This is a genomic window from Pelomonas candidula, from assembly GCF_043555985.1.
Taxonomy (GTDB): domain Bacteria; phylum Pseudomonadota; class Gammaproteobacteria; order Burkholderiales; family Burkholderiaceae_C; genus Pelomonas; species Pelomonas candidula.
Window position 1 is genome coordinate 93,126 of sequence record NZ_JBIGIC010000006.1, and the last position, 20,152, is coordinate 113,277.

The 20,152-nt window shown below is 69.6% G+C and carries 22 protein-coding genes; 14 read left to right on the forward strand and 8 right to left on the reverse strand.

Annotated features, from left to right (window positions below):
• From msrA to ACG04R_RS13685, 4 genes are read left to right on the forward strand one after another with little or no spacing between them, the layout of a single operon-like run.
• Window positions 1-528: a peptide-methionine (S)-S-oxide reductase MsrA gene (gene msrA / locus ACG04R_RS13670; RefSeq protein ID WP_394411183.1), complete on the forward strand. Its 528-nt coding sequence runs from the start codon at window positions 1-3 to the stop codon at window positions 526-528.
• Entirely contained in the window at window positions 528-1,250 is a 723-nt protein-coding gene (locus ACG04R_RS13675) for an ATP-binding cassette domain-containing protein (RefSeq protein ID WP_394411186.1), read from the forward strand. The genes msrA and ACG04R_RS13675 overlap by 1 nt, the downstream gene beginning before the upstream one ends.
• Complete coding sequence (locus tag ACG04R_RS13680) at window positions 1,247-2,431, forward strand: ABC transporter permease (RefSeq protein ID WP_394411189.1); 1,185 nt, start codon at window positions 1,247-1,249, stop codon at window positions 2,429-2,431. Before ACG04R_RS13675 ends, ACG04R_RS13680 begins: the two co-directional genes overlap by 4 nt.
• Before the next feature lie 20 nt (window positions 2,432-2,451).
• Complete coding sequence (locus tag ACG04R_RS13685) at window positions 2,452-2,937, forward strand: DUF3299 domain-containing protein (RefSeq protein ID WP_394411192.1); 486 nt, start codon at window positions 2,452-2,454, stop codon at window positions 2,935-2,937.
• Window positions 2,938-2,946: 9 nt separating this feature from the next.
• On the opposite strand, the gene pdxH is transcribed toward ACG04R_RS13685, so the two are convergent.
• Window positions 2,947-3,582: a pyridoxamine 5'-phosphate oxidase gene (gene pdxH, locus ACG04R_RS13690; RefSeq protein WP_394411195.1), complete on the reverse strand. Its 636-nt coding sequence runs from the start codon at window positions 3,580-3,582 to the stop codon at window positions 2,947-2,949.
• A 105-nt stretch (window positions 3,583-3,687) separates the two neighbouring features.
• Here pdxH and ACG04R_RS13695 point away from each other — a divergent pair, with 105 nt between their 5' ends.
• Window positions 3,688-4,296 (forward strand): nucleotidyltransferase family protein, encoded by a 609-nt coding sequence (locus ACG04R_RS13695; RefSeq protein ID WP_394411198.1) that lies wholly within the window; start codon window positions 3,688-3,690, stop codon window positions 4,294-4,296.
• A 3-nt stretch (window positions 4,297-4,299) separates the two neighbouring features.
• Here ACG04R_RS13695 and ACG04R_RS13700 read toward each other — a convergent pair whose 3' ends face one another.
• The gene (locus ACG04R_RS13700; protein WP_394411199.1) at window positions 4,300-4,923 is read right to left on the reverse strand and encodes a gamma-glutamylcyclotransferase; all 624 of its coding nucleotides are present in this window, start codon (window positions 4,921-4,923) and stop codon (window positions 4,300-4,302) included.
• Window positions 4,924-5,081: 158 nt separating this feature from the next.
• Between ACG04R_RS13700 and edd the strand changes: the two genes are divergently transcribed.
• Window positions 5,082-6,911 carry a phosphogluconate dehydratase gene (edd, locus tag ACG04R_RS13705; RefSeq protein ID WP_394411202.1) on the forward strand — a complete coding sequence of 610 codons (1,830 nt, stop codon included), beginning with the start codon at window positions 5,082-5,084 and terminating at the stop codon, window positions 6,909-6,911.
• Window positions 6,912-6,921: 10 nt separating this feature from the next.
• Window positions 6,922-7,542, forward strand: coding sequence for a bifunctional 4-hydroxy-2-oxoglutarate aldolase/2-dehydro-3-deoxy-phosphogluconate aldolase (gene eda / locus ACG04R_RS13710; protein WP_394411205.1), 621 nt, complete (start codon window positions 6,922-6,924; stop codon window positions 7,540-7,542).
• Here the strand turns inward: eda and ACG04R_RS13715 are convergent.
• Together ACG04R_RS13715 and ACG04R_RS13720 are read right to left on the reverse strand one after the other, a co-directional pair.
• Window positions 7,528-8,076 carry a PaaI family thioesterase gene (locus ACG04R_RS13715; protein ID WP_394411208.1) on the reverse strand — a complete coding sequence of 183 codons (549 nt, stop codon included), beginning with the start codon at window positions 8,074-8,076 and terminating at the stop codon, window positions 7,528-7,530. The two genes, eda and ACG04R_RS13715, sit on opposite strands and share 15 nt — an antisense overlap.
• A 66-nt stretch (window positions 8,077-8,142) precedes the next feature.
• Window positions 8,143-8,559, reverse strand: coding sequence for a hypothetical protein (locus ACG04R_RS13720; RefSeq protein WP_394411211.1), 417 nt, complete (start codon window positions 8,557-8,559; stop codon window positions 8,143-8,145).
• Window positions 8,560-8,661: 102 nt separating this feature from the next.
• Here ACG04R_RS13720 and ACG04R_RS13725 point away from each other — a divergent pair, with 102 nt between their 5' ends.
• The gene (locus ACG04R_RS13725) at window positions 8,662-9,384 is read left to right on the forward strand and encodes a LuxR C-terminal-related transcriptional regulator (protein WP_394411214.1); all 723 of its coding nucleotides are present in this window, start codon (window positions 8,662-8,664) and stop codon (window positions 9,382-9,384) included.
• Window positions 9,385-9,548: 164 nt separating this feature from the next.
• The gene (locus ACG04R_RS13730; protein WP_394411217.1) at window positions 9,549-9,896 is read left to right on the forward strand and encodes a hypothetical protein; all 348 of its coding nucleotides are present in this window, start codon (window positions 9,549-9,551) and stop codon (window positions 9,894-9,896) included.
• 14 nt (window positions 9,897-9,910) lie between these two features.
• Here ACG04R_RS13730 and ACG04R_RS13735 read toward each other — a convergent pair whose 3' ends face one another.
• Window positions 9,911-11,512 (reverse strand): methyl-accepting chemotaxis protein, encoded by a 1,602-nt coding sequence (locus ACG04R_RS13735; RefSeq protein WP_394411220.1) that lies wholly within the window; start codon window positions 11,510-11,512, stop codon window positions 9,911-9,913.
• A gap of 90 nt (window positions 11,513-11,602) precedes the next feature.
• Between ACG04R_RS13735 and ACG04R_RS13740 the strand changes: the two genes are divergently transcribed.
• Together ACG04R_RS13740 and ACG04R_RS13745 are read left to right on the forward strand one after the other, a co-directional pair.
• Window positions 11,603-12,250: a CatA-like O-acetyltransferase gene (locus tag ACG04R_RS13740; protein WP_394411223.1), complete on the forward strand. Its 648-nt coding sequence runs from the start codon at window positions 11,603-11,605 to the stop codon at window positions 12,248-12,250.
• A gap of 90 nt (window positions 12,251-12,340) precedes the next feature.
• Window positions 12,341-12,550, forward strand: a complete 210-nt coding sequence (locus ACG04R_RS13745; protein WP_394411226.1) for a DUF4287 domain-containing protein — start codon at window positions 12,341-12,343, stop codon at window positions 12,548-12,550.
• A gap of 10 nt (window positions 12,551-12,560) precedes the next feature.
• Here the strand turns inward: ACG04R_RS13745 and xth are convergent, their stop codons facing one another.
• Both xth and ACG04R_RS13755 read right to left on the reverse strand, forming a co-directional pair.
• Window positions 12,561-13,331, reverse strand: a complete 771-nt coding sequence (gene xth / locus ACG04R_RS13750) for an exodeoxyribonuclease III (RefSeq protein WP_394411229.1) — start codon at window positions 13,329-13,331, stop codon at window positions 12,561-12,563.
• Between the two features lie 10 nt (window positions 13,332-13,341).
• The gene (locus ACG04R_RS13755) at window positions 13,342-14,235 is read right to left on the reverse strand and encodes a LysR family transcriptional regulator (protein WP_394411232.1); all 894 of its coding nucleotides are present in this window, start codon (window positions 14,233-14,235) and stop codon (window positions 13,342-13,344) included.
• Between the two features lie 96 nt (window positions 14,236-14,331).
• Here ACG04R_RS13755 and ACG04R_RS13760 point away from each other — a divergent pair, with 96 nt between their 5' ends.
• A complete protein-coding gene (locus ACG04R_RS13760) occupies window positions 14,332-15,336 on the forward strand; it encodes a zinc-dependent alcohol dehydrogenase family protein (protein WP_394411235.1) in 1,005 nt (334 codons plus the stop codon).
• Between the two features lie 7 nt (window positions 15,337-15,343).
• On the opposite strand, the gene ACG04R_RS13765 is transcribed toward ACG04R_RS13760, so the two are convergent.
• Entirely contained in the window at window positions 15,344-16,765 is a 1,422-nt protein-coding gene (locus ACG04R_RS13765; protein ID WP_394411238.1) for a dihydrolipoyl dehydrogenase, read from the reverse strand.
• A 254-nt stretch (window positions 16,766-17,019) separates the two neighbouring features.
• On the opposite strand from ACG04R_RS13765, the gene ACG04R_RS13770 reads away from it, so the two are divergent.
• Together ACG04R_RS13770 and ACG04R_RS13775 are read left to right on the forward strand one after the other, a co-directional pair.
• Window positions 17,020-18,738, forward strand: a complete 1,719-nt coding sequence (locus ACG04R_RS13770; RefSeq protein WP_394411241.1) for an ATP-binding cassette domain-containing protein — start codon at window positions 17,020-17,022, stop codon at window positions 18,736-18,738.
• Window positions 18,739-18,751: 13 nt separating this feature from the next.
• Window positions 18,752-20,152, forward strand: coding sequence for a TolC family protein (locus tag ACG04R_RS13775; protein ID WP_394411244.1), 1,401 nt, complete (start codon window positions 18,752-18,754; stop codon window positions 20,150-20,152).

Sequence of the window (20,152 nt, forward strand, 5' to 3'; positions counted from 1 at the left end):
ATGAATCTCGAACGCATCACCCTTGCCGGCGGCTGCTTCTGGTGCCTGGAAGCCGTCTACGAGCGCGTGCGCGGCGTGCACCGCGTCGAAAGCGGCTACAGCAACGGTCAGGGCCCGGCGCCCAGCTACGAGCAGGTCTGCAGCGGCCACACTGGTTTCGCCGAAGTCGTGCGCCTGGACTTCGACCCCGCCGAGGTGTCGTTGCGCGAGTTGCTGGAGGTCTTCTTCACCATCCACGACCCGACGACGCTGAACCGCCAGGGCGCGGACGTCGGCACGCAATACCGCTCGGCCATCTACTGGCATACCGAGACGCAGCGCCAGCTGGTGCAAGAGGTTCTGAAAGAGGCCGACGACCATCACGTCGGCCGAGTCGTTACCGAGCTGCAGCCCGAGGCCAACTACCACGCGGCCGAGGCCTACCACCAGCACTACTACGCCCGCAACCCGGACCAGGGCTACTGCGCCTTCGTCGTCGCCGGCAAGGTGGACAAGTTCCTGTCCAGCTTCAAGCGGCTGGTCAAGTGATGCTGGCCTGGGGGGGGCTGGTTCATCAGTACGCGGGGACGGCGGAGCCCATCCGCTATGCCGATTTCGCGCTGGGACCGGGCCGACACCTGCTGCTGCGCGGCGCGTCGGGCTCGGGCAAGTCGACGCTGCTGGCTCTGCTGTCCGGCCTGCTTCGCGTGCAGCAAGGCGAGTTGGAGGTCGCCGGCACGTCCCTGTCGGGTCTGAGCCCGCGCGCGCTGGATGCTTGGCGCGGCGCGACGCTGGGCGTCGTGCCGCAGCGGCTGCACCTCAGCGAGGCGCTGACCGTGGCCGAGAACCTGGCGCTGCCGGCATTGGCGGCAGGGCAGGGGGCCGACATCGCCCGCGCAGAAGAGCTGCTGACGGCGCTCGACATCGCCGAACTGGCCGGCCGACGCCCCCACCAGCTCAGCGTCGGCCAGGCGCAACGCGTGGCGCTGGCCCGCGCACTGATGCGCCGCCCCAAACTGCTGCTGGCCGACGAACCCAGCGCCAGCCTCGACGACGAGCACGCGCTGCACATGCTGGCACTGCTGCTGGACACGGCCGAGCGCGAGGGCTGCACGCTGATCATCGCCAGCCATGACGGCCGCGTCATCGAGGCGCTGGGCGCGCGGGAGGACGTGGCCGAGGTCGTGCTGCGCGGCAAGCTGCCGGCCGACCGACCGGCCCTGCCGACAGGCAATCGGACGACGTTCTGGCTGGACGAGGGCTCGCGATGATCCGCCTCGCCTGGCGCTATCTGTGGTCCAGCCCGCTGACGACCGCGCTGAACCTGCTGCTGTTGACATTGGGCCTCGCGGCCGTGACCTTCGTGCTGCGCGCCAGCGCCCAGGTCGAGGCGGGGCTCAAGCGCGACCTGGCCGGCATCGACCTCGTCGTCGGCGCCAAGGGCAGCCCGATACAGATCATGCTGGCGGGTGTCTTCCACCTGGATTCGCCGACCGGGAACATCCCGCTCGCGACGCTGGACGCGTTGAAGCGGCAGCCCCTCGTCGCCCAGGCTGTGCCGCTCTCGCTGGGGGACTCATTCCACGGCTACCGCATCGCCGGCACCACGCCTGACTACCTGGACCTTTATGGCGGCCTGATCTCCGCAGGAGCGCTCTGGACGAAACCGATGCAGGCGGTGCTGGGCGCGGAGGTTGCGCGCACGAGCGGACTGAAGGTCGGGGATCATTTCGCCGGCAGCCACGGCCTCGCAGAAGGGGGGGGCGCGCATGGCGAGCACCAGTTCGAGGTCGTTGGCCTGTTGGCGGAGTCGGGCAGCGTCCTGGACCGGCTGGTGCTGACCGACATCGCGTCGGTGTGGGAGGTCCATGGCGACCACCATGACGCCCACGACGAAGACGGGCCTCAAGAGATCACGCTGGCGCTGGTGCGTTACCGCAGCCCGCTGGCCGCGGTCATGCTGCCGCGCTGGGTCAATGCGCAGGACGGCCTGCAGTCCGCCGCGCCGGCGCTGGAAACGGCCCGCCTGATGCGCATGGTGGGTGCGGGCACGGAGGTGCTGCGCGGCTTCGGCATCGTGCTGCTGGTGGCGGCCGGGCTGTCGGTGTGGGTTGCGCTGCTGCATGCGGTGCGCGCGCGGCAGGGTGACCTGGCGATGCTGCGCATGCTGGGCGCACCGGCCTCCCGCGTTGCGACGCTGATCGCGCTGGAGGCGCTGTTGCTGGCCGGCCTGGCGACCGTGCTGGGGCTCGCTGCCGGGCATGGCCTCGTCGCGCTGCTGGAAAGGTTGCTGGCCGAGCGGCAGTCGCTTCGATTGGGGCCGCTGGGTGTCAGCGAGGCCGAATGGCTGGTGCCGCTGCTGGCCGGCGGCATGGCACTGATCGCGTCGGCTTGGCCGGCCTGGCGGGCTTATCGCCTGGATGTCACGACGCTGCTGCAAGCTCCGCGCTGAACCCCGACAATCCGCCCACCATGAAGTACACGCCTGTCCTCGCCCTTTGCCTGGCTGCCGCCGCGGCCTTCGCGCAGACCCCGCCCGTCCTCGGCCAGGGCCCCGGCTATCACGATCCGCGCAGCCCCTTCAAGCCGCTGGAGGAGCGCGCCGACATCGTGTCGTGGAAGCTGTTGTCCCAGGTCACGGCCAAGGCCGAGAAGAAGAAAATCGTGCCGACCTTCCCGGCCGCCGTTCAGGCGCTGGACCGCAAGACGGTCAAGGTGCAGGGCTTCATGATGCCGCTGGAGGCGGGCGACAAGCAGCAGCATTTCCTGCTGTCTTCCGTGCCGACGACCTGCTCGTTCTGCGTGCCGGCCGGGCCCGAAGGCCTGGTCGAGGTGCGCACGAAGAAACCGGTGCGCTACACGCTGGAACCGGTCGTCGTCGAGGGCCAGTTGGCCGTGCTGATGGACGATCCCTACGGCCTCTACTACCGCGTGGAAGACGGCAACGCCGTCAACTGACCTCGGCGCTCAGGGCGCCAGGCGTTCTCGCAACCAACGGTCGCCATCCGCCGTGAACACCAGCCGGTCGTGCAGCCGCGAGCGGCGCCCCTGCCAGAACTCGAAACGTTCCGGTACCAGGCGGTAACCGCCCCAGTGCGGCGGCCGCTCGGGGTTGAGTCCATGCTGGACGGCCGCCTTGGCCGCATTGGCCACCAGCACGGCGCGCGAGCTGATGACGCGGCTCTGCGGCGAGGCCCAGGCGCCCAGGCGCGAGTCCAGCGGGCGGCTCTTGAAGTAATCGTCCGATTCCTGCGCCGACGTCTTCTCGACCTTGCCCTCGATGCGCACGACGCGCTCCATCTCCACCCAGTGGAACTGCAGCGCCGCGAAAGGCAGATGTGCTAACTCTTCGCCCTTGCGGCTTTCGTAGTTCGTGAACCAGACGAAGCCGCGCGCGTCGCAGCCCTTCAGCAGCACGACGCGCGTTGACGGCCGGCCGTTGGCGCCGACGGTGGCCACCGTCATCGCCGTGGGTTCGGACACGTCGTGCGCGATGGCCTCGTCCATCCAGCGGTTGAACAGCGCCAGCGGACCGTCCGCGGCCTCGGCCTCGTCCAGTTCCCCCAATTCGTAGCTCTTTCGGAAATCACTCAGCTTGCTCATGACCCGAAGTATGCAGACCTTCCCTTAGGTGAACGTCCCAGTTTCTCAATGGCTGACCCGACCGGCATGCTTGTGGCACTGCAGCATGATGAACAGGCCCTCCTGATGATCAAACGACGCCCCGCCGTCGTGGTGCTGGCCGCAGGACGAGGTTCACGCTTTCGTGGCCCTGGCCACAAGCTGGAACAGACGCTGGCCGGTACGCCTGGCGCAGACACCTTGCTGGCGCGCACGCTGCGCCATGCCATCTCCACGCAACTTCCGGTTGTCGTCGTGACGACACCTGCGCTCGCGCCCTCCGTGCACAAGCTCATCGCCGCGCGCGACGTCGTGACGCTGCCCGAGCGCGACGCCGACGGCCGACCGAACCCCATCGGCATGGGGCATTCCATCGTCGCCGGCGTCAGCGCCACGGGCGACGCCGACGGCTGGCTCATCCTGCCGGCCGACATGCCGCTGGTGCAGCCAGCCACGATCTCGGCTGTCGCCGCGGGGCTGGCGCGCTATCCCGTCTGCTACGCGCAATACCGCGGCATGCAGGGGCACCCCGTCGGCTTCAGCACCGAGCTGTACTCCGAGCTGATGGCCTTGCAGGGTGACGAAGGCGCGCGGCGCATCGTCGCGCGCTATCCGGCCCAGCCGATCGATGTCGACGATCCCGGCGTGCACATCGACGTGGATACCGCGGAAGACCTCGCGCGGCTGCTCAGCTGAGCGCTACAGCGGCGCGCACAGCCCGTGCTGTGCCGCCAGATGCGCCTGGCGCTCAAGTTCCAGGTCCCGGATGCCATGTTCGCGCAAACCCTGGACGGTTCGCAGCAGATAGTCCAGCGTCGTGCCATAGCGGCCTCGGGCGTGCTGGAAGATGTGCAGCAGTTCCGGCTCGCGCAGCGGTCCGGTCCAGTTGGGGCTCTGGCGTGACAGCGTGAAAGCCAGCGCGCGCAGCCGGCCTGCTGCCGTCTCGCAGTTCAGCCAGCGCGGCTCGTAGACGCCGTTGGGCATCTCACGTGCCCACAGGCGGGGCAGCACATCCTCGCCGAGGGCGCGGGGGATGCGGTAGACCAACCCACGGCAGCTGCCGCCCGAGATCAGTGCCAGCACCAGCCCCGGTTCCTGCGGCGATCCGCGGTTCACACGCGAGCGCATCCGCAGTACGCGGTGGTAGCCCAGCACCTTGGCCTGCACGGCCTGGGCATACTCGAACTCAGGCCGCCAGATCAGCGACCCGTAGGCGAACAGCAGCAGGTCGTCGCCGCTGGCTCGCCACTCGGTGGTCGTTCGCTGCAGCAGATGGGCGCTGCGCGCCGGACCGTGAGGAATGTGGATTGCCTGTGAAGCCATCGCCGATCATCTTGTCACGGAGAACGGTCGACAAAGCGTGAAAGCGCTTGCCCGATGTTGCTCTGGTACCCAGGCCGTAACCCGCGAGTCCTTGTGGGCAAGTAATATGGTTACCTAAATTTCCAAGGGCCGGTTACGAGAGTCCCAGGAGACCCAGCATGAAATCCACACTGAACGAAGTCACCCAGCGCATCCGCGAGCGCAGCGCCAAGCTGCGCGGCGACTACCTGGCCCGCATCGCCCAGCTCAACAACCGCCAGCGCGGTTTCGAGCGCATGGGTTGCGCCAACGTCGCCCACGCCGTCGCGGCATTGCCCACCAACGACAAGCTGCGCATCGTTGCCGAGAAGGCGCCGCACCTCGGCGTCGTCACGGCCTACAACGACATGTTGTCGGCCCACCAGCCGTACGAGAACTATCCGGCGCAGATCCGCGCCGAAGCCCATCGCCTGGGCGCCACCGTGCAGGTTGCTGGCGGCGTGCCGGCCATGTGCGACGGCGTCACGCAAGGCCTGCCCGGCATGGAGCTGAGCCTGTTCTCGCGCGACACCATCGCCATGGCCACCGCCATCGCGCTGACGCACGACGTTTTCGACGCAGCGCTGCTGCTGGGCATCTGCGACAAGATCGTGCCGGGCTTGCTGATCGGTGCGCTGCACTTCGGTCATCTGCCCTGCGTTTTCGTGCCGGCTGGCCCCATGGGTACCGGCATTTCCAACAGCGACAAGGCCAAGGTCCGCGAGCTGTACGCCCAGGGCAAGGTCGGCCGCGACGAGCTGCTGAAGAGCGAATCCGCGGCCTATCACAGCGCCGGCACCTGCACCTTCTACGGCACGGCCAACAGCAACCAGATGCTGCTGGAGGCCATGGGCCTGCATGTGCCCGGCAGCGCCTTCGTGCATCCGCACGACGACCTCCGCACCGCACTGACGCGCGAGGCCGTCGGCACGGCGCTGAAGATCAGTGGCCGCCTGGCCGGACACGCTGCCAAGCCGATCGGCCACATCGTCGACGAGCGCTGCATCGTCAACGCGATGGTCGCGCTGCTGGCAACGGGCGGGTCGACCAACCACCTAATCCACTGGGTGGCTGTTGCTCGTTCAGCGGGCATCCTCATCGACTGGACGGACTTCTCGGACCTCTCCGGCGTCGTGCCGCTGCTGGCCCGCGTCTACCCGAACGGTAGCGCCGACGTGAACCAGTTCCAGGCCGCTGGCGGCCCGAGCTTCGTCATCCGCGAGCTGCTGGACGCCGGCCTCATGCACGAGGACGTCCTCTCGGTCGGTGGCGACAACCTGCGCCCCTACGGCACCGTACCGCGCGCCGTGGGGCAGGGCGGCGAGGTCATCCGAGAAGCTTTGCCGGCCACGAGTGCCGACGACAGCGTCGTCCGGGGTGCTGCCGCGCCGTTCAGCGCCACGGGTGGTCTGAAGCTTCTGGCCGGCAACCTGGGCCGGGCCGTCATCAAGTCCTCGGCCGTGCCGGAGGACCGCCACACCATCGAGGCGCCCTGCCGCATCTTCACGACGCAGGAAGCCATGCTGGCCGCTTTCAAGAACGGCGAGCTGGAGAAGGATGTCGTCGTCGTCGTGCGTTTCCAGGGGCCGCATGCCAACGGCATGCCCGAGCTGCACAAGCTGACGCCGCCGCTGGCCGTGCTGCAGGGCAAGGGCTTCCGCGTTGCACTGGTGACGGACGGCCGCATGAGCGGCGCGTCGGGCAAGGTGCCGGCGGCCATCCACGTCAGCCCCGAGGCGCTGGCCGGCGGCCCGCTGGCCAAGCTGCGCGACGGCGACGTCGTGCGCGTCTGCGCCGTCAATGGCGTGCTGGCGGCGCTGGTCGATGAGGCGGAATGGAATGCCCGTGACAACGTCAAGCTCGACCCTGCGGAAGCCGATGTCAACGCCCACGGTCTGGGCCGCGAACTCTTCGCGGGTCTGCGACGCAACGTGCTGAGTGCCGAAGAGGGCGCCATCACTTGGTTGTGAGAATTGAAGAATGCTTGAAACCCTGAGCCTGGCCAGCCACGGCCCCGTCATCCCCGTCATCGTCATCCAGCGCCTGGAAGACGCCGTGCCGCTGGCCGAAGCGCTGGTCGCCGGCGGCGTCAAGGTGCTCGAAGTGACGCTGCGTACCCCCGTCGCGCTGCAGGCCATGGAACTCATGGCCAAGGTGCCCGGCGCCATCGTTGGCGCCGGCACGCTGCGCACGCCGCAGGACGTGACCAACGCGAAGAACGCCGGCTGCGTTTTCGGCGTCAGCCCTGGCTACACCGACGCGCTGGCCTCAGCCTGCAAGGCCGAGGGCCTGCCCCTGCTGCCGGGCGTGTCCACTGCTTCTGAAGTCATGCAGGCCAACTCGGCCGGCTTCAACTTCCTGAAGCTGTTCCCGGCGACTGCCGTAGGCGGCGTGAATCTGCTGAAGGCGCTGGCCGGCCCGTTCCCGGACGTGGCCTTCTGCCCCACCGGTGGCATCTCGCTGCAGACGGCGCCCGACTTCCTGAAGCTGCCCAACGTCAAGGTCTGCGGTGGCTCCTGGCTCACGCCGCAGGACGCCATCGACGCCAAGGACTGGGCGCGCATCACGCAGTTGGCGGCCGAGGCCTCAGCCCTGCGGTAGGTCGAACAGCAGGCAGGTCGTGCTCGCGTGCGCGTACAGCCTGCCGTCATGGCCGACGAGCTCGGCCTCCGACGTCGTCACCTGCCGGCCGCGGTGCACCACGCGGCCGATGGCGCGCACAAGCGGTACCTGGTCGTTCAGCGCGCGCACGAGGTTGACCTTGAACTCCAGCGTCGTGTAGCCGCGCCCCACGGGCAGCGTCGTATGCACGGCGCAGCCCAGCGCGGAGTCCAGCAGCGTCGCGAACCAGCCGCCATGCACGCTGCCCAGCGGGTTGTAGTGCTTGAACTGCGGGCGCCCCTGGAAGACGGCTTCGCCATCGGCAACCGAGATCAGCAGGAAGTCCATCGTCCCGCTGATCGGTGCGCGCGGTGCCAGGCCGTCCACCATGGCCTGCATCTGCTGCAGCCCGGTCTTGCCAGCCAGCATGGCGCGTGAGGCGAGCCCGGTCTCGCGTTGCACGCGCTTCAGCACGGCGGCCTCGTCGGCGCGCCAGCGGGCGAGGATGTCGTCGGGAGAGTCGGCAGAGGTCATTGTGGCTCAGCGGGAGTTGAGCCGTCGATTCTGCGCAAGAGCGCCAACCGGCGCTGTCGCCTGGGTTCAGGCAGCCAGGCGCATCGGGTGGCTGGCCGCACGCCGCTGCGGCGCTGCGCGACGCAACTCGTCCAGCACCGGCCCCTGCCATGGCAGCAGGTAGACCAGCGTGGCCAGTGTTGCGCGCCGGCGCGACGACAGCAGCGGCCGGCCGCGGTCGTCCAGCAGCAGCACGTTGGAGCGCACGCTGAGCGGGTCGGCCTGTGCGACCGTGCCTTCGCCGAGTTCGACCCAGTCCCACTCCAGCCAGGCGCTGACGTCGGCATAGCGCCTTTCCCAGCGCGTCGTGCCCCCCACAGCAGGCTCGCCGCCGGCCGTGCGGACCACGCGGGTCTGGGCATGATGAACATCTGCAGCGGCGCTGGACAGCGCGGCCACGGGCCAGCAGACGCTGCCTTCGGGCAGCCGGATCAGGGTCGACATGGGTAATACCTCACGGTCGTGCGATTCGAACGGGAGTGCAGTCTGTGTTCACCGGGCAGGCGCAACAAGCTGGCAGACTTGGCAGGTATGGGCGCTCCGGAAATGAACTATCAACAGCTGATCGATGTCGGCTTGAGCGAGGACTTTGAGAGCTTCGAGAGGCGCCTCGTGGCCACGGCCGATGCGATGGGGTTCCCGATGATTTCCGGCGCCCTCATGCGGGGTGGGTTGAGTAGCGAAGGTGTCGAGGGCCGTACATTCGGCAACATCCCCGAAGGCCATGCGAACGCGGCAAAGGACATGGGTGACGCCCTGCGCGATCCCGTGCTAGATCGGCTGATGTCCCAGCCGCTGCCAGTCGTCTATGACCAGAACACATATGTCGCCGCGGGCGTCGGCGAGCTGTGGGAGACCCAGGCGCCTTACGGCTACAAGACCGGCATCGCCGTGAAGCTGCATTTGCCGGAGAACAAGACCTTCCTGCTCGGCGTCGATCGCGACGAGGCGCTGCCCAACGCAGCCGGCGGGTTGATGCAGGTGATCGGCGGGCTGCAGTTGCTGGCCTCGCATGCGATGGTGGCGGCGGATCGGCTGTTGAGTCGTAGATTGAACGAACGCGCGGTGATCCCGCTGCCGAAGCTAACCAAGCGAGAAATGGACGTGCTGAGCTGGACGGCCCAAGGCAAAACGGCCTGGGAGGTCAGCGTCATCCTCAGCATGAGCGAGAAGACAGTGAACTTCCATCTTGGCAACACGATGCGCAAGTTGGGCGTGAATTCCAAGCACCAGGCGGTGATCAAGTGCATGGCAGCTGGCATTCTTTGAGGCGCGCAACCTAGCAGGGTTGCCAGGTTTCTAGGGGGGCAAAAACAGGGACAGTCCGGGTCAGCGATTACCCGTCAACGTCCTTGCTGGAGCCCCAAATGAGCCTGATCGACATCGTCCTCGAAGCCCTCGCAATTCCCCGCTTCGGCTTTTAAATGTTGTGCGTGGCTCTCTCACTTTCCGATGAGGCTGCGCAACCTGAAATCCTTTCAGAGTCCGCCCGTCTGACCCAAAGCAAGCCGTCCGGACTCGACGACACCGTGTCCATCTCCTCCGAAACTTACGCCCGTCTTTTGAGCCTCGCCGACCAGGCGCCGCTCGAATGCCTGCCGCTGACCTCGCGGACGCTCGATCGGGCAAAGACTCTCGGCTACAACCAGATCGGCCAGATCCGCACGACGCCCACCAGCCGGCTCGTGGGTGATCTGGGTGAAGAGCGCGCCGAGGAACTGCAGCGCGCGCTGCATGACTTCGGCATGCGCCAGCCCGGCGCGGTCGACGCTCCGGTCTGAGTTGAATCGTGGCCTCAGGCCCGCTTGGCGGCGCGCCTGAGTTCCACCGCCTCCGGCAGCGCCCGCGTCTCGTTCGCGGCCAGCCGGAAGATGCGCAGCGCGGCGCTGACTTGTTCAGTGTCGTCCAGCATCTGCGTCGCGGCGCGCGCCAACTGTTCCACCATGCTGGCGTTCTGCTGCGTGATGCCGTCGAGCTGACGGATGGCGCCGTGCACCTCGGCCACGCCGCGCATCTGAGCATGTGCCCCCTGGTCGATGTGTGCGATGAGCGCCGTGAAGGCGTCGACTTGCGCCAGCGTCGCGTCGATGCTCTCGCGCGCAGCGCGCGTCTGTGCCTCTCCGGCCTGCACGCGCCTCGTGGAGTCGTCGATCAACGATTTGATCTCGCGCGCGGCCGTCGAGCTGCGTTGTGCCAGCGCGCGCACCTCGCCGGCCACGACGGCGAAGCCCTTGCCATGCTCGCCGGCGCGAGCGGCCTCGACGGCCGCGTTCAGCGCCAGCAGGTTGGTCTGGAAGGCGATGCTGTCGATCAGCTGCACGATCTCGCCGATGCGTCCTGACGATCCGGCGATGCCACCCATCGTGTCGGTCACCGAGTGCACGACGTCGGCGCTGCGGCGCGACACCTCGTGCAGCTCGCCGGCCACGCCGCTGGCCGCAGCGGTTTCCGACGTCGTGCCCCGCACCGTCTCGGCGATCTGCTCCATGCTGGCCGCCGTCTGCTGCAGGTTGCTGGCCTGCGCCTCCGTGCGCTGGGCCAGGTCGCGGTTGCCCTGTGCGATCTCGTCGCTGACGTTGCGGATACGGTCCACCTCGTGCCGTGTGTCGATGACCATCGCGCACAGGTTGACGGACACCTGGGCCAGCGCGGTCTCCAGGTCGCGTGTCAGCGCACTGCCGCTGGCTTGCAGCTTCGTGGAAAGATCCCCGGCCGCCAGCGCGTGCGCAAAGTCAAGCGCGGGCTGAAATGCGGCCTGCAGTCGCGCGTGACGCAGCTTGGCGAGCACGGTTGCCGTGATGGCGGCAGCACCTGCCGCAGCCCATGGACCGCCGAATGCGAAAGCGGCAACTGCCACGCCGGCCGACACCAGCGGCGCCGCTACGCCCACCAGCCACGGCAGGCGCCGCCCCAGTCGATGCGAAACACCGGCCAGGCCGGGGCGGATCAGCTCGCCGCCCTCGAGCCGATGGCGCAACTGGCCGTCGGCCTTCTCCTGCCGCATGACGGCGTAGAGGCCCTCGGCCTGCTCGATCTGTGTCCGCGTTGGCTGCGAACGCACGGACAGATAGGCCACCGGCTGGCCGCCGTCCAGCAATGGCGTCACGTTGGCCATGACCCAGTAGTGGTCACCGTTCTTGCGGCGGTTCTTGACGACGCCCGACCACGGGCGCCCGGCCTGGATCGTGGCCCACATGTCGCGAAAGGCTTCCTCCGGCACGTCCGGGTGGCGCAGGATGTTGTGCGGCTGGCCCAGCAGTTCCTCCAGCGCGTAGCCACTCGTTTCGACGAAGACGGCGTTGGCGTGCAGGATGCGGCCCTTGAGATCGGTCGTCGAGACCAGTGTGCGGCCCGCAGGGAAGGAATATTCGCGTTGGGTGACGGCTTGATGTCGCATGTTTCGGTCCTCTGACATGCGAGCATCGGGGGCTTGCGCCGCTGACCCGTTGATCTGGCGCAAGCGCGCCGCCGCTGCCCCGTGCCACCCATGCAAGACCGTGACATCCCTCTCGAAACCTGGCCGCGCCGCGCCGCGTTGGAACACTTCCGCCGCATGGCGCAGCCGGCCTTCAGCGTCACCGTGCCGGTGGATGTGACCGGCCTGCGCGAGCGCGCCGCCGCCCACGGCGCGACACCCTGGCTGGCCTACCACCACGCCGCGCTGGAGGCGGCCAACGGCGTCGATAGCATGCGCCAGACGCTGATCGCCGACGGCCGCGGCGTGCGCGAGTTCGCGACCATCCATGCCAGCACGACCGTGCTGCGCGACGACGGCAGCTTTGGCTTCCTGACGCTGCCACGCGAGGCGTCGCTGGTCGCCTTCGCTGCGCGCGCCCGGCCCAACATCGAGCGCGTGCGCCGTGCCAGCGGCGACCTGTTCGCCGCCGACGATCCCGGCGACGTCCGCGAGGAGACGCTGGTCCACATGACCGCGCTGCCGTGGATGGCCTTCACGGCCTTCACGCACGCCCGCGGCCAGGGCGACGACCGGCCCAAGGTGGCATTCGGCCGCTTCACCGAGCAGGGCGGCCGGCTGCTGATGCCGGTGGCCGTCGACGTGCACCACGCGCTGTGCGATGGCCTGCACGTGGGCCGCTTCTTCGAGCGGTTCCAGGCGAATCTGGACGCGATTTAGGCGACGCTGTCGAAACCGTCGCCCGCCAGTCGTCGTGGATGGCAACCGCCCGGAAGGAAATCACATGGCAACCGCCCGGAAGGAAATCACATGGCAACCGACGACAAGGTCAAAGGCCCGGCCTCCTATTTCCCGTCCATCGAGAAGGCCTACGGCCAGCCCATTGCCCACTGGCAGCAGGTCATCAAGGACGCAGGCCCGCTCAAGCACATGGAGCTGGTCAACAAGCTCAAGGCCGAGCACGCGATGGGCCACGGCCACGCCAACGCGCTGGTGGCGTACTTCGTGGCGAAGAAGTAGGGGCGGTGGCTCAGCCGTCGATCGTGACGATCACCGGCGCGTGATCGCTAGGGCGCTCGTTCTTGCGCGGCAGCTTGTCGATCTCGCAGGCGGTCACGCGGGCCTTGAGCGCCGGGCTGACGAGGATGTGGTCGATGCGCAGCCCCTGGTTCTTGCGGAAGGCCAGGTTGCGGTAGTCCCACCAGCTCCAGCTCTTGGCCGGCTGCTCGAACAGGCGGAAGGCGTCAGTCAGCCCCAGCGCGAGGAGCTGCTGGAAGTGTTCGCGCTCCTCGGGCGTGCAGTGGATCTGGCCGGCCCAGGCGACCGGGTCGTAGACGTCGCGGTCTTCCGGGGCGATGTTGAAGTCGCCCATCAGCACCAGCTCCGGATGCCGCTTCATTTCCTCGGCGAGCCAGGTGCGCAGGCCAGTCAGCCAGTTCATCTTGTAGGTGAACTTGTCGCTGTCCGGCGCCTGGCCGTTGGGGAAATAGCCGCCGATGACGCGCACGCCGCCCACCGTGCCGGCGATGACGCGGGCCTGCTCGTCGGCAAAGCCGGCAATGTTCTTGACGACGTCATCGGCGCGCTCGCGGCTGATCAGCGCGACGCCGTTGTAGGTCTTCTGGCCGAACCACTGCACCTGCCAGCCGGCGGCGCCGAAGTCGGCGGTGGGGAACTTGTCGTCGGTGAGCTTGGTCTCCTGCAGCACCAGCGCGTCGACGGGATGGGCGGCCAGCCAGTCCAGCACCTGGGGCAGGCGGACGGCGAGGGAATTGACGTTCCAGGTGGCGAACTTCTTCATCGCGGGCATTTCAAGGCTTCGGGTTGGCCGGCATTGTGACGGGCACGAGCTCCGCCACCACGTGCGCCAGCAGGCGCTGCAGCCGGCCGAGGCGGCGCAGGTCGCGGTGGTAGCCGACGAAGACGTCCCGTCCCGGCGGCGGGTCGGCGTCGAAATCGGCACGCACCAGGCCGGGGTGGCGGTCGCCCAGCAGCCGCGGCAGCACGGCCCAGCCGCAGCCTGCGGCGCACAGCGCGGCCTGCACCGTGCGGTTGTTGCTGCGCATCGCCACCTGGGCATGGGGCAGCACGCGCTGCAGCCACTGCACGTCCGGCATCTGGCCGAAGGCCGTGTCCATCGTCACGAGGTTCAGCCCCGTGCCGTGGCCCCAGTTCGGCGTCGGCAGGCCCGGGGCGCCGTAGAGCGCGTACTGCAGCGTCATCAAGCGCCGCTGCACGACGTCGGCACCCTCGAAAGCGCGGATGCGGAACACCAGGTCGGCCTCGCGGCGAGCCAGGTTGTAGAGCCGCGCGTCAGTGATCAGCTCGATGCAGACGCGCGGATGCCGCTCGCGAAAGCGCGCGAACACTGGCGCCAGCACGTGCAGGCCGAACCAGTCCGACGACGACACGCGCAGCAGCCCTTCGGGTTCGTCGCCCTGGCCGGCCAGTCGGCGCGCGAAGCCCAGGGCCTCGTCCTCCATGCGCTCGGCATGCGCCAGCACCTGCTCGCCGAGGTCGGTCAGCACGAAACCGTCGGCGCTGCGCTGGAACAGCGGCGTGCCCAGACGGTCCTCGAAGGCCTTGAGCCGCCGTCCCATCGTCGGCTGCGTCTGCCCGAGCGCGCGCGCAGCGCCGCCCAGTGAGCCGGCGCGGGCGACGGCGAGAAAGACCTTGATGTCGTCCCAGTCCATCCGCATGAGCATACGAAATTGCATGATCAGCGTGCAATTTCTTTGGTTTCCATTCGACATCGCATGAACAAAACTGCTGTTCATCCCTTCCCCGAACAGGAGTTCCAGATGCAAGCCACTCCCACCCTGATGCGCGCCCTGCGGGTCGACGAAGCCAACGGCGCTTTCAACCCCGTTGACCTGCCTGTGCCGACACCCGGCCCCGGTGAGGTGCTGGTGCGCGTGCACGCCAGCGGCGTGAACCCGCTGGACACCAAGATCCGCGCCGGCCAGGCCGGCCACGCCCGTCAGCCGCTGCCCGCCGTGCTGGGCATCGACATGGCCGGCGTCATTGCAGCCGTCGGCACCGGTGTGACCGGCTGGCAGGTCGGCGACGCTGTGTACGCCATGGCCGGCGGCATCGGCGGCCTGCAGGGTTCGCTGGCCGACTACATGGCCGTTGACGCCCGACTGCTGGCGGCCAAGCCTGCGCGACTTCCGATGCGCGAGGCGGCGGCGCTGCCGCTGGCGGCCATCACCGCCTGGGAAGGGTTGGTGGACCGGGCCGCCGTGCGCCCCGGCCAGACCGTGCTGGTGCAGGGCGGCGCCGGCGGCGTTGGCCACATCGCCGTGCAACTGGCGCAGGCGCTGGGCGCGCGCGTATTCGCCACGGCCGGCGTGGCTGACTTCGACGCCATCCGCGCCTGGGGAGCCACGCCCATCGACCGCCACCAGCCGCTGGACGCTGCCGTGGCCGCGCACACGGCCGGGCAGGGCTTCGACGTCGTCTTCGACGCGGTCGGCGGCGCCGTGCTGGACGCGTCCTTCACCGCCGCACGCCGCCACGGCGGGCATGTCGTCAGCATCCTCGGCTGGGGCACCCACAGCCTGGCGCCGCTGTCGTTCCGTGCGGCGACCTACTCGGGCGTCTTCACACTGCTGCCGCTGCTGACCGGTGAAGGCCGCGAACGCCACGGCCACATCCTGCGCGAGACGGCTGCGCTGGTGAACGCCGGCGCCATCACGCCGCGCCTGGACGCCGGCCGCTTCACGCTCGCAACGGCCGGCGACGCGCACGCGAGAGTGGCTGCCGGAGCGGCGCGGGGCAAGGTCGTCGTGGACGTGGCCGCCTGAGCCGGCGTCAGTTGCCCGCCTCGGCCGAGGTGTCGCAGTCCAGGCAGCTCTCGATGGGCGGGGAGGGCAGATGCAGGTCGCTGCTCAGCTGGCGCAGCGCGGTGCGCAGGCCCTCTTCGACGACCGGGTGGTAGAACGGGCTGTCCAACATCTGCTGCACCGTGTCGCCGCGCTGCACGCTCCAGGCCAGCAGGTGGCCGATGTGCTCCGCCGCCGGGCCGATCATCTCGGCCCCCAGCAGCCGGCCCGTGCCGCGTTCGGCATAGACGTGCAGGCCGCCGCGGTTGACGAGCATGACCCGGCTGCGTCCCTGGTCGGAGAAGCTGACGCGGCCGGTGTCGAAGGCGACGCCTGCCGCCATCAGCTCGGCGTAGCTGGCACCGGCGATGGCGATCTGCGGGTCGCTGAAGACGACGGCCAGCGGCGCGCGGCGCGGACGATGGTGAACGTCGGGCCAGCGTGCCGCGTTGTCGCCGGCAATGCGGCCGGCGTCAGCGGCCTCGTGCAGCAGCGGCCGGTCGTCGGTCGCATCGCCGGCCACGAACAACGCCCCGTTGCCCCACTGGGCGGTGTGGCGGTCGACGAGCGCGCGGCCATCGGCGTCCCGCGGCAAGGGCAGGGCGTCCAGCCCCAGGCCGTCGAGGTTGGGCATGCGGCCCGAGGCGCACAACAGCAGGTCGAAGCACTCGTCGCCGATGCGCACCTGCTCGCCGTCCAGCACCGGGTCCAGTGAGCCGGCGTTCAGCGTCAGCGGCAGTTCCTCGGCGAACAGGCGCTGCGCCAGCAGTTGCAGCTCGGGATCGGTCAGCGGGCCGACGCGGGAGCTGCGTGCGAACAGGCGCACGCGCACGCCCAGCCGGTGCAGCGCCATGGCCAGCTCCAGGCCGATGACGCCGGCCCCGACAACGGCCACCGAGCGCGGCAGGTCGGTCCAGTCGAACACGTCGTCGTTGACGATCAGCCGCGCCCCCAGCCGCTCGCGCCAGCCCGGCGGGATGCGTGGCCGCGATCCGGTGGCGATGACGACGGCCCCGGCCTCGACGCGCTGGCCGGCCACGTCCAGCGTGTGGGCGTCGATGAAGCATGCCCGGCCGGACAGCCGCGTCGCTTCGGGCCAGCCGTGCACCGTCTCCAGCACGAAGCCGACGAAGCGGTCGCGCTCGCTGCGCACCCGCTGCATGACGGCCCGCCCGTCGACGCGCGGCGGCTCTGCCTGCACGCCGAAGCGGTGCGCCTCGCGCACGGCCTGCGCCGCGTCGGCTGCGGCGATGAGCAGCTTGCTGGGCATGCAACCCACGCGCGCGCAGGTCGTTCCGTAGGCATCGGCCTCGATGAGCAGCACGCGTCCGGTGTGCACGCGTGCGGCACGGTAAGCCGCCATGCCGGCGGTGCCGGCGCCGATGATGGCCACGTCGCAGGAGAGGGTCATGGTGCGTGTGCGGAAGCGGTGACCGGGGCAGGATAGCCGCGCGGCCGACCGGCTGCGGGCGTCGGCTTGGCGAAGTGCGGGCGCCTCGCGGCGCCACGGGAGTGAGCCACGGAAGGGGGCGTCCGCACCGCCTTTGACTGGTTTTCCCTCCAATGCCGGGTGTTCCCTCACGGATATCATCAAACCGGTCTCCATAGCCCCCCATTTGTCCACCCCGCCTTCCGCCGGCGCGAGGTGCGAGCCGCTACCGACGCATGCGTGAAGCCATCCTGCTGTTCCTCCGCGCGAACCGTCGTCACCTGATCGATCTGGCCCTTGCGAGCTTGCTGGTCAATGCCTTCGTGTTGACACTGCCGCTGTTCTCGATGCTGGTCTACGACAAGGCCGTGGGCAACGAGCTGCACGAGACGCTGTGGGCGCTGGCCATCGGCATGGTGCTGCTGTTCGTGCTGGAGCTGGTGCTGCGGCTGTCACGCGTGCTGCTGGTGGAGCACGCCGGCGCCCGCTGGGACATGCATCTGGACGAGCGGCTGCTGCGCGGCGTGCTGGCCGCGCCGGCCTCCAGGCCACTGGCTGTGGGCACGCTGCTGTCGCGCTACCGCGAGCTGGGCGCCACGCGCGACGTGCTGTCCGCCCAGTTCCTGCTGCCGCTGGCCGATGTGCCGTTCGCCGTGCTGTTCGCCATCGTGCTGGCGGTCATCGCCGGGCCGCTGGTGCTCATTCCCATCGGTGTTGGCGCGGCCCTGCTGGCGGCCAGCAGCGTGCTGCAGTCCGCGGCCGCCAGGCGCTCGCGCGTCGCCACGCAGGCATCCGGCACCAAGTTGTCGTGGCTGGTGGACGTGCTGACGGCGCGCGAGAGCGTCATGTCCGTCGCCGCCGCCCGCGTGGCCGAACGCGGCCTGCGCGAGCCGTCGGCCATCGCGGCACGGGCCTCGTCCCGGGCCCGGGTCTGGCAGCAGGTCAGCCAGCAGCTGCTGCCGGTGGGCATGTCGGCCTGCACGGTGCTGACGCTGGTGGCCGGCGTCTACCGCATCGAGGCGCAGGCGCTCAGCGTCGGCGGGCTGATCTCGACGACGATGCTCGGCGGGCGGCTGGTCAGCTCCATCTGCATGTTCGCGCCGGTGATGCTGCGCTGGCGGGAGTTCATGCGCGCGCTGCGCGACATGGCCGACACGGTCGCGCTGGACGCCGCCGCGCTGCCGCACCGCGAGGCCGGCGGGCCGCTGGGCGCCGCCGCGGCCGAGGGCGTGCGGCTGAGCGGCGTCGGCTTCGCCTACCCCGACAGGCCGCCGGTGCTGGCCGAGCTGAACCTGACGCTGAAGCCCGGCGAGCTGGTCGCCATCGTCGGCAGCTCGGGCGCCGGCAAATCCACATTGCTGAAGCTGCTGGCCGGGCACGTCGTGCCGACCTCCGGGCAGTTCGCGCTGGGCGGCCGCGTCGTGGCGGACGACATGACCCGCCGCTGGCTGGCCGGCGCCGTGGCCTACAAGCCGCAGGAGCCGGGCTTCCTGGCCGGGCGGCTGCAGGACGTCGTCGCGCCGGGCGAGGGCGACAGCCGCGAGGCCGAGCTGCTGCGCGCGCTGCGCGTGGCCGGCCTGGGGCCCAACCTGGACCGTGGGGAGCTGGGGCTGAACACGGAGCTGGGCTCCAACGGCGCCGGGCTGTCGGGCGGCCAGCGGCAGATGCTGGCGCTGGCGCGCGTGCTGCACCAGACATCCGACCTGATGCTGCTGGACGAGCCCACGCTCGGGCTGGACCGCCAGGCCCAGGAAGGTTTTCTCGCGGCGCTGCCGGGCTGGAAGGACGGGCGCTGCGTCGTCGTCGCCACGCACAGCGCCGAGCTGATCCAGATCTGCGACCGCGTGCTCGTGCTGGAGCGTGGCCGGCTGGTGGCCGACGCGCCGCCGCAGCGCCTGCTGGCACCCGGGGCGGTCAACCCGCGCACGCCCGCGCCGCGAACGACGTCCGCCTGAAGGGATGCGATCCATGTCTTTTTCTCCGCGTCGACTGGGTGGGCTGATCCTGCTCGGCATCGCGCCCGTCTGGGCCACCGCCCAGGCCGAACCGCCGGCCGTTGCGGCGTCGGCGGCCTCCGCGCCGGTCGAGATGGCCAAGCCCCGCGTCGCCAGCCTGCAGCAGTTGCTGGGCATCCCGCCGGTGCTGCCGCTGAGCGGCAACGGCCCGCCGTTGTCGCTGGGCGATGCGCTGCAGCTGGCCTGGCAGAACAGCCCCGACGTGGCCGCCGCGCACTACCGTTCACAGAGCTTCGACTACACCCGCAAGGCCGCGCGCGGCGCGCTGTTGCCCAAGCTGGAGGCGCGCTTCTCCATCGGCCGCGGCCATTTCGAGACGCCAGACAGCCAGGCCAATCTGGGCCGCGCCGACCATTCCGCCGTGCTGAGCCAGGCCCTCGTCGACGAGGCCGCACGCCACGAATGGACGCGCCAGGAGCTGCTGGCCGCTTCGGCCGAGGCGCAGGAGGCCGGTGTCGAGTCGCAGACGCTGCTGGACACCGGTACGGCCTGGTTCGCCGTGCTGCAACAGCGCGTCGGCGTCGAGCTGGGGCAGAGCTACGAGAAGGAGCTGAACGAGCTGCTGCGCTACATCGGTGACCGCGTGGCCGCCGGCGGCGCCAGCCCGGCGGAGCGCGAACGCATCATGGCCCGCGTGGCCAACGTGCGCTCCGGCCTGGCCGACTCGCGCGCGGCACTGGCGGCGGCGCTGCGCAACTTCCAGCGCCTGTCGTCCGTGGCGCCGTTCGGCCTCGCACTGGATGCGCCGCTGGACCTCTACCTGCCGGCCAACGCCGAGGACGCGATGGTGGAGGCGGAAGCCGGCAACGCCGACATCCTGTCGTCGCGGCTGGAGCAGCAGGCGGCCGAGTCCGAGCGCAAGGGCGACCGCGCAAGTTTCCTGCCGCGCGTGGCCGTGGAGCTGACACATTCGCAGACCCGCAACGCCGCCGGCACCGAGGCCAACCAGCGCGACAGCAAGGCCATGCTGGTCATGACCGTGCCGCTGGTCAACGGCGGCGCCGACTACGCCCGCATGAAGGCCGCCGAGGCGCATCGCAGCGAGCTGGAGGCCCGCGGCGAAGGCACGCGCCGCCGCGTGCTGCAAGACCTGGAGACCAGCTATGCCAACCTGGCCGCGGCGACGGAGCGCTTCGCCTCCGTGCGCGACGAACTGGAGGCCAACCGCAAGGTCGTCGACGCCTTCCGCGCCCAGCTCAGCGGCGGCAACCGCCAGTTGCTGGACGTGCTGGACGCCTACCAGCGCCTGCACCAGAGCCGGCTGGACATCGTGCAAGTCGTCGTCAGCGCGGCGCAGAACGAGTGGCGCATCGCCCACCTGACCGGCGCACTGCGCCAGGTCGTCGCGAGGTAG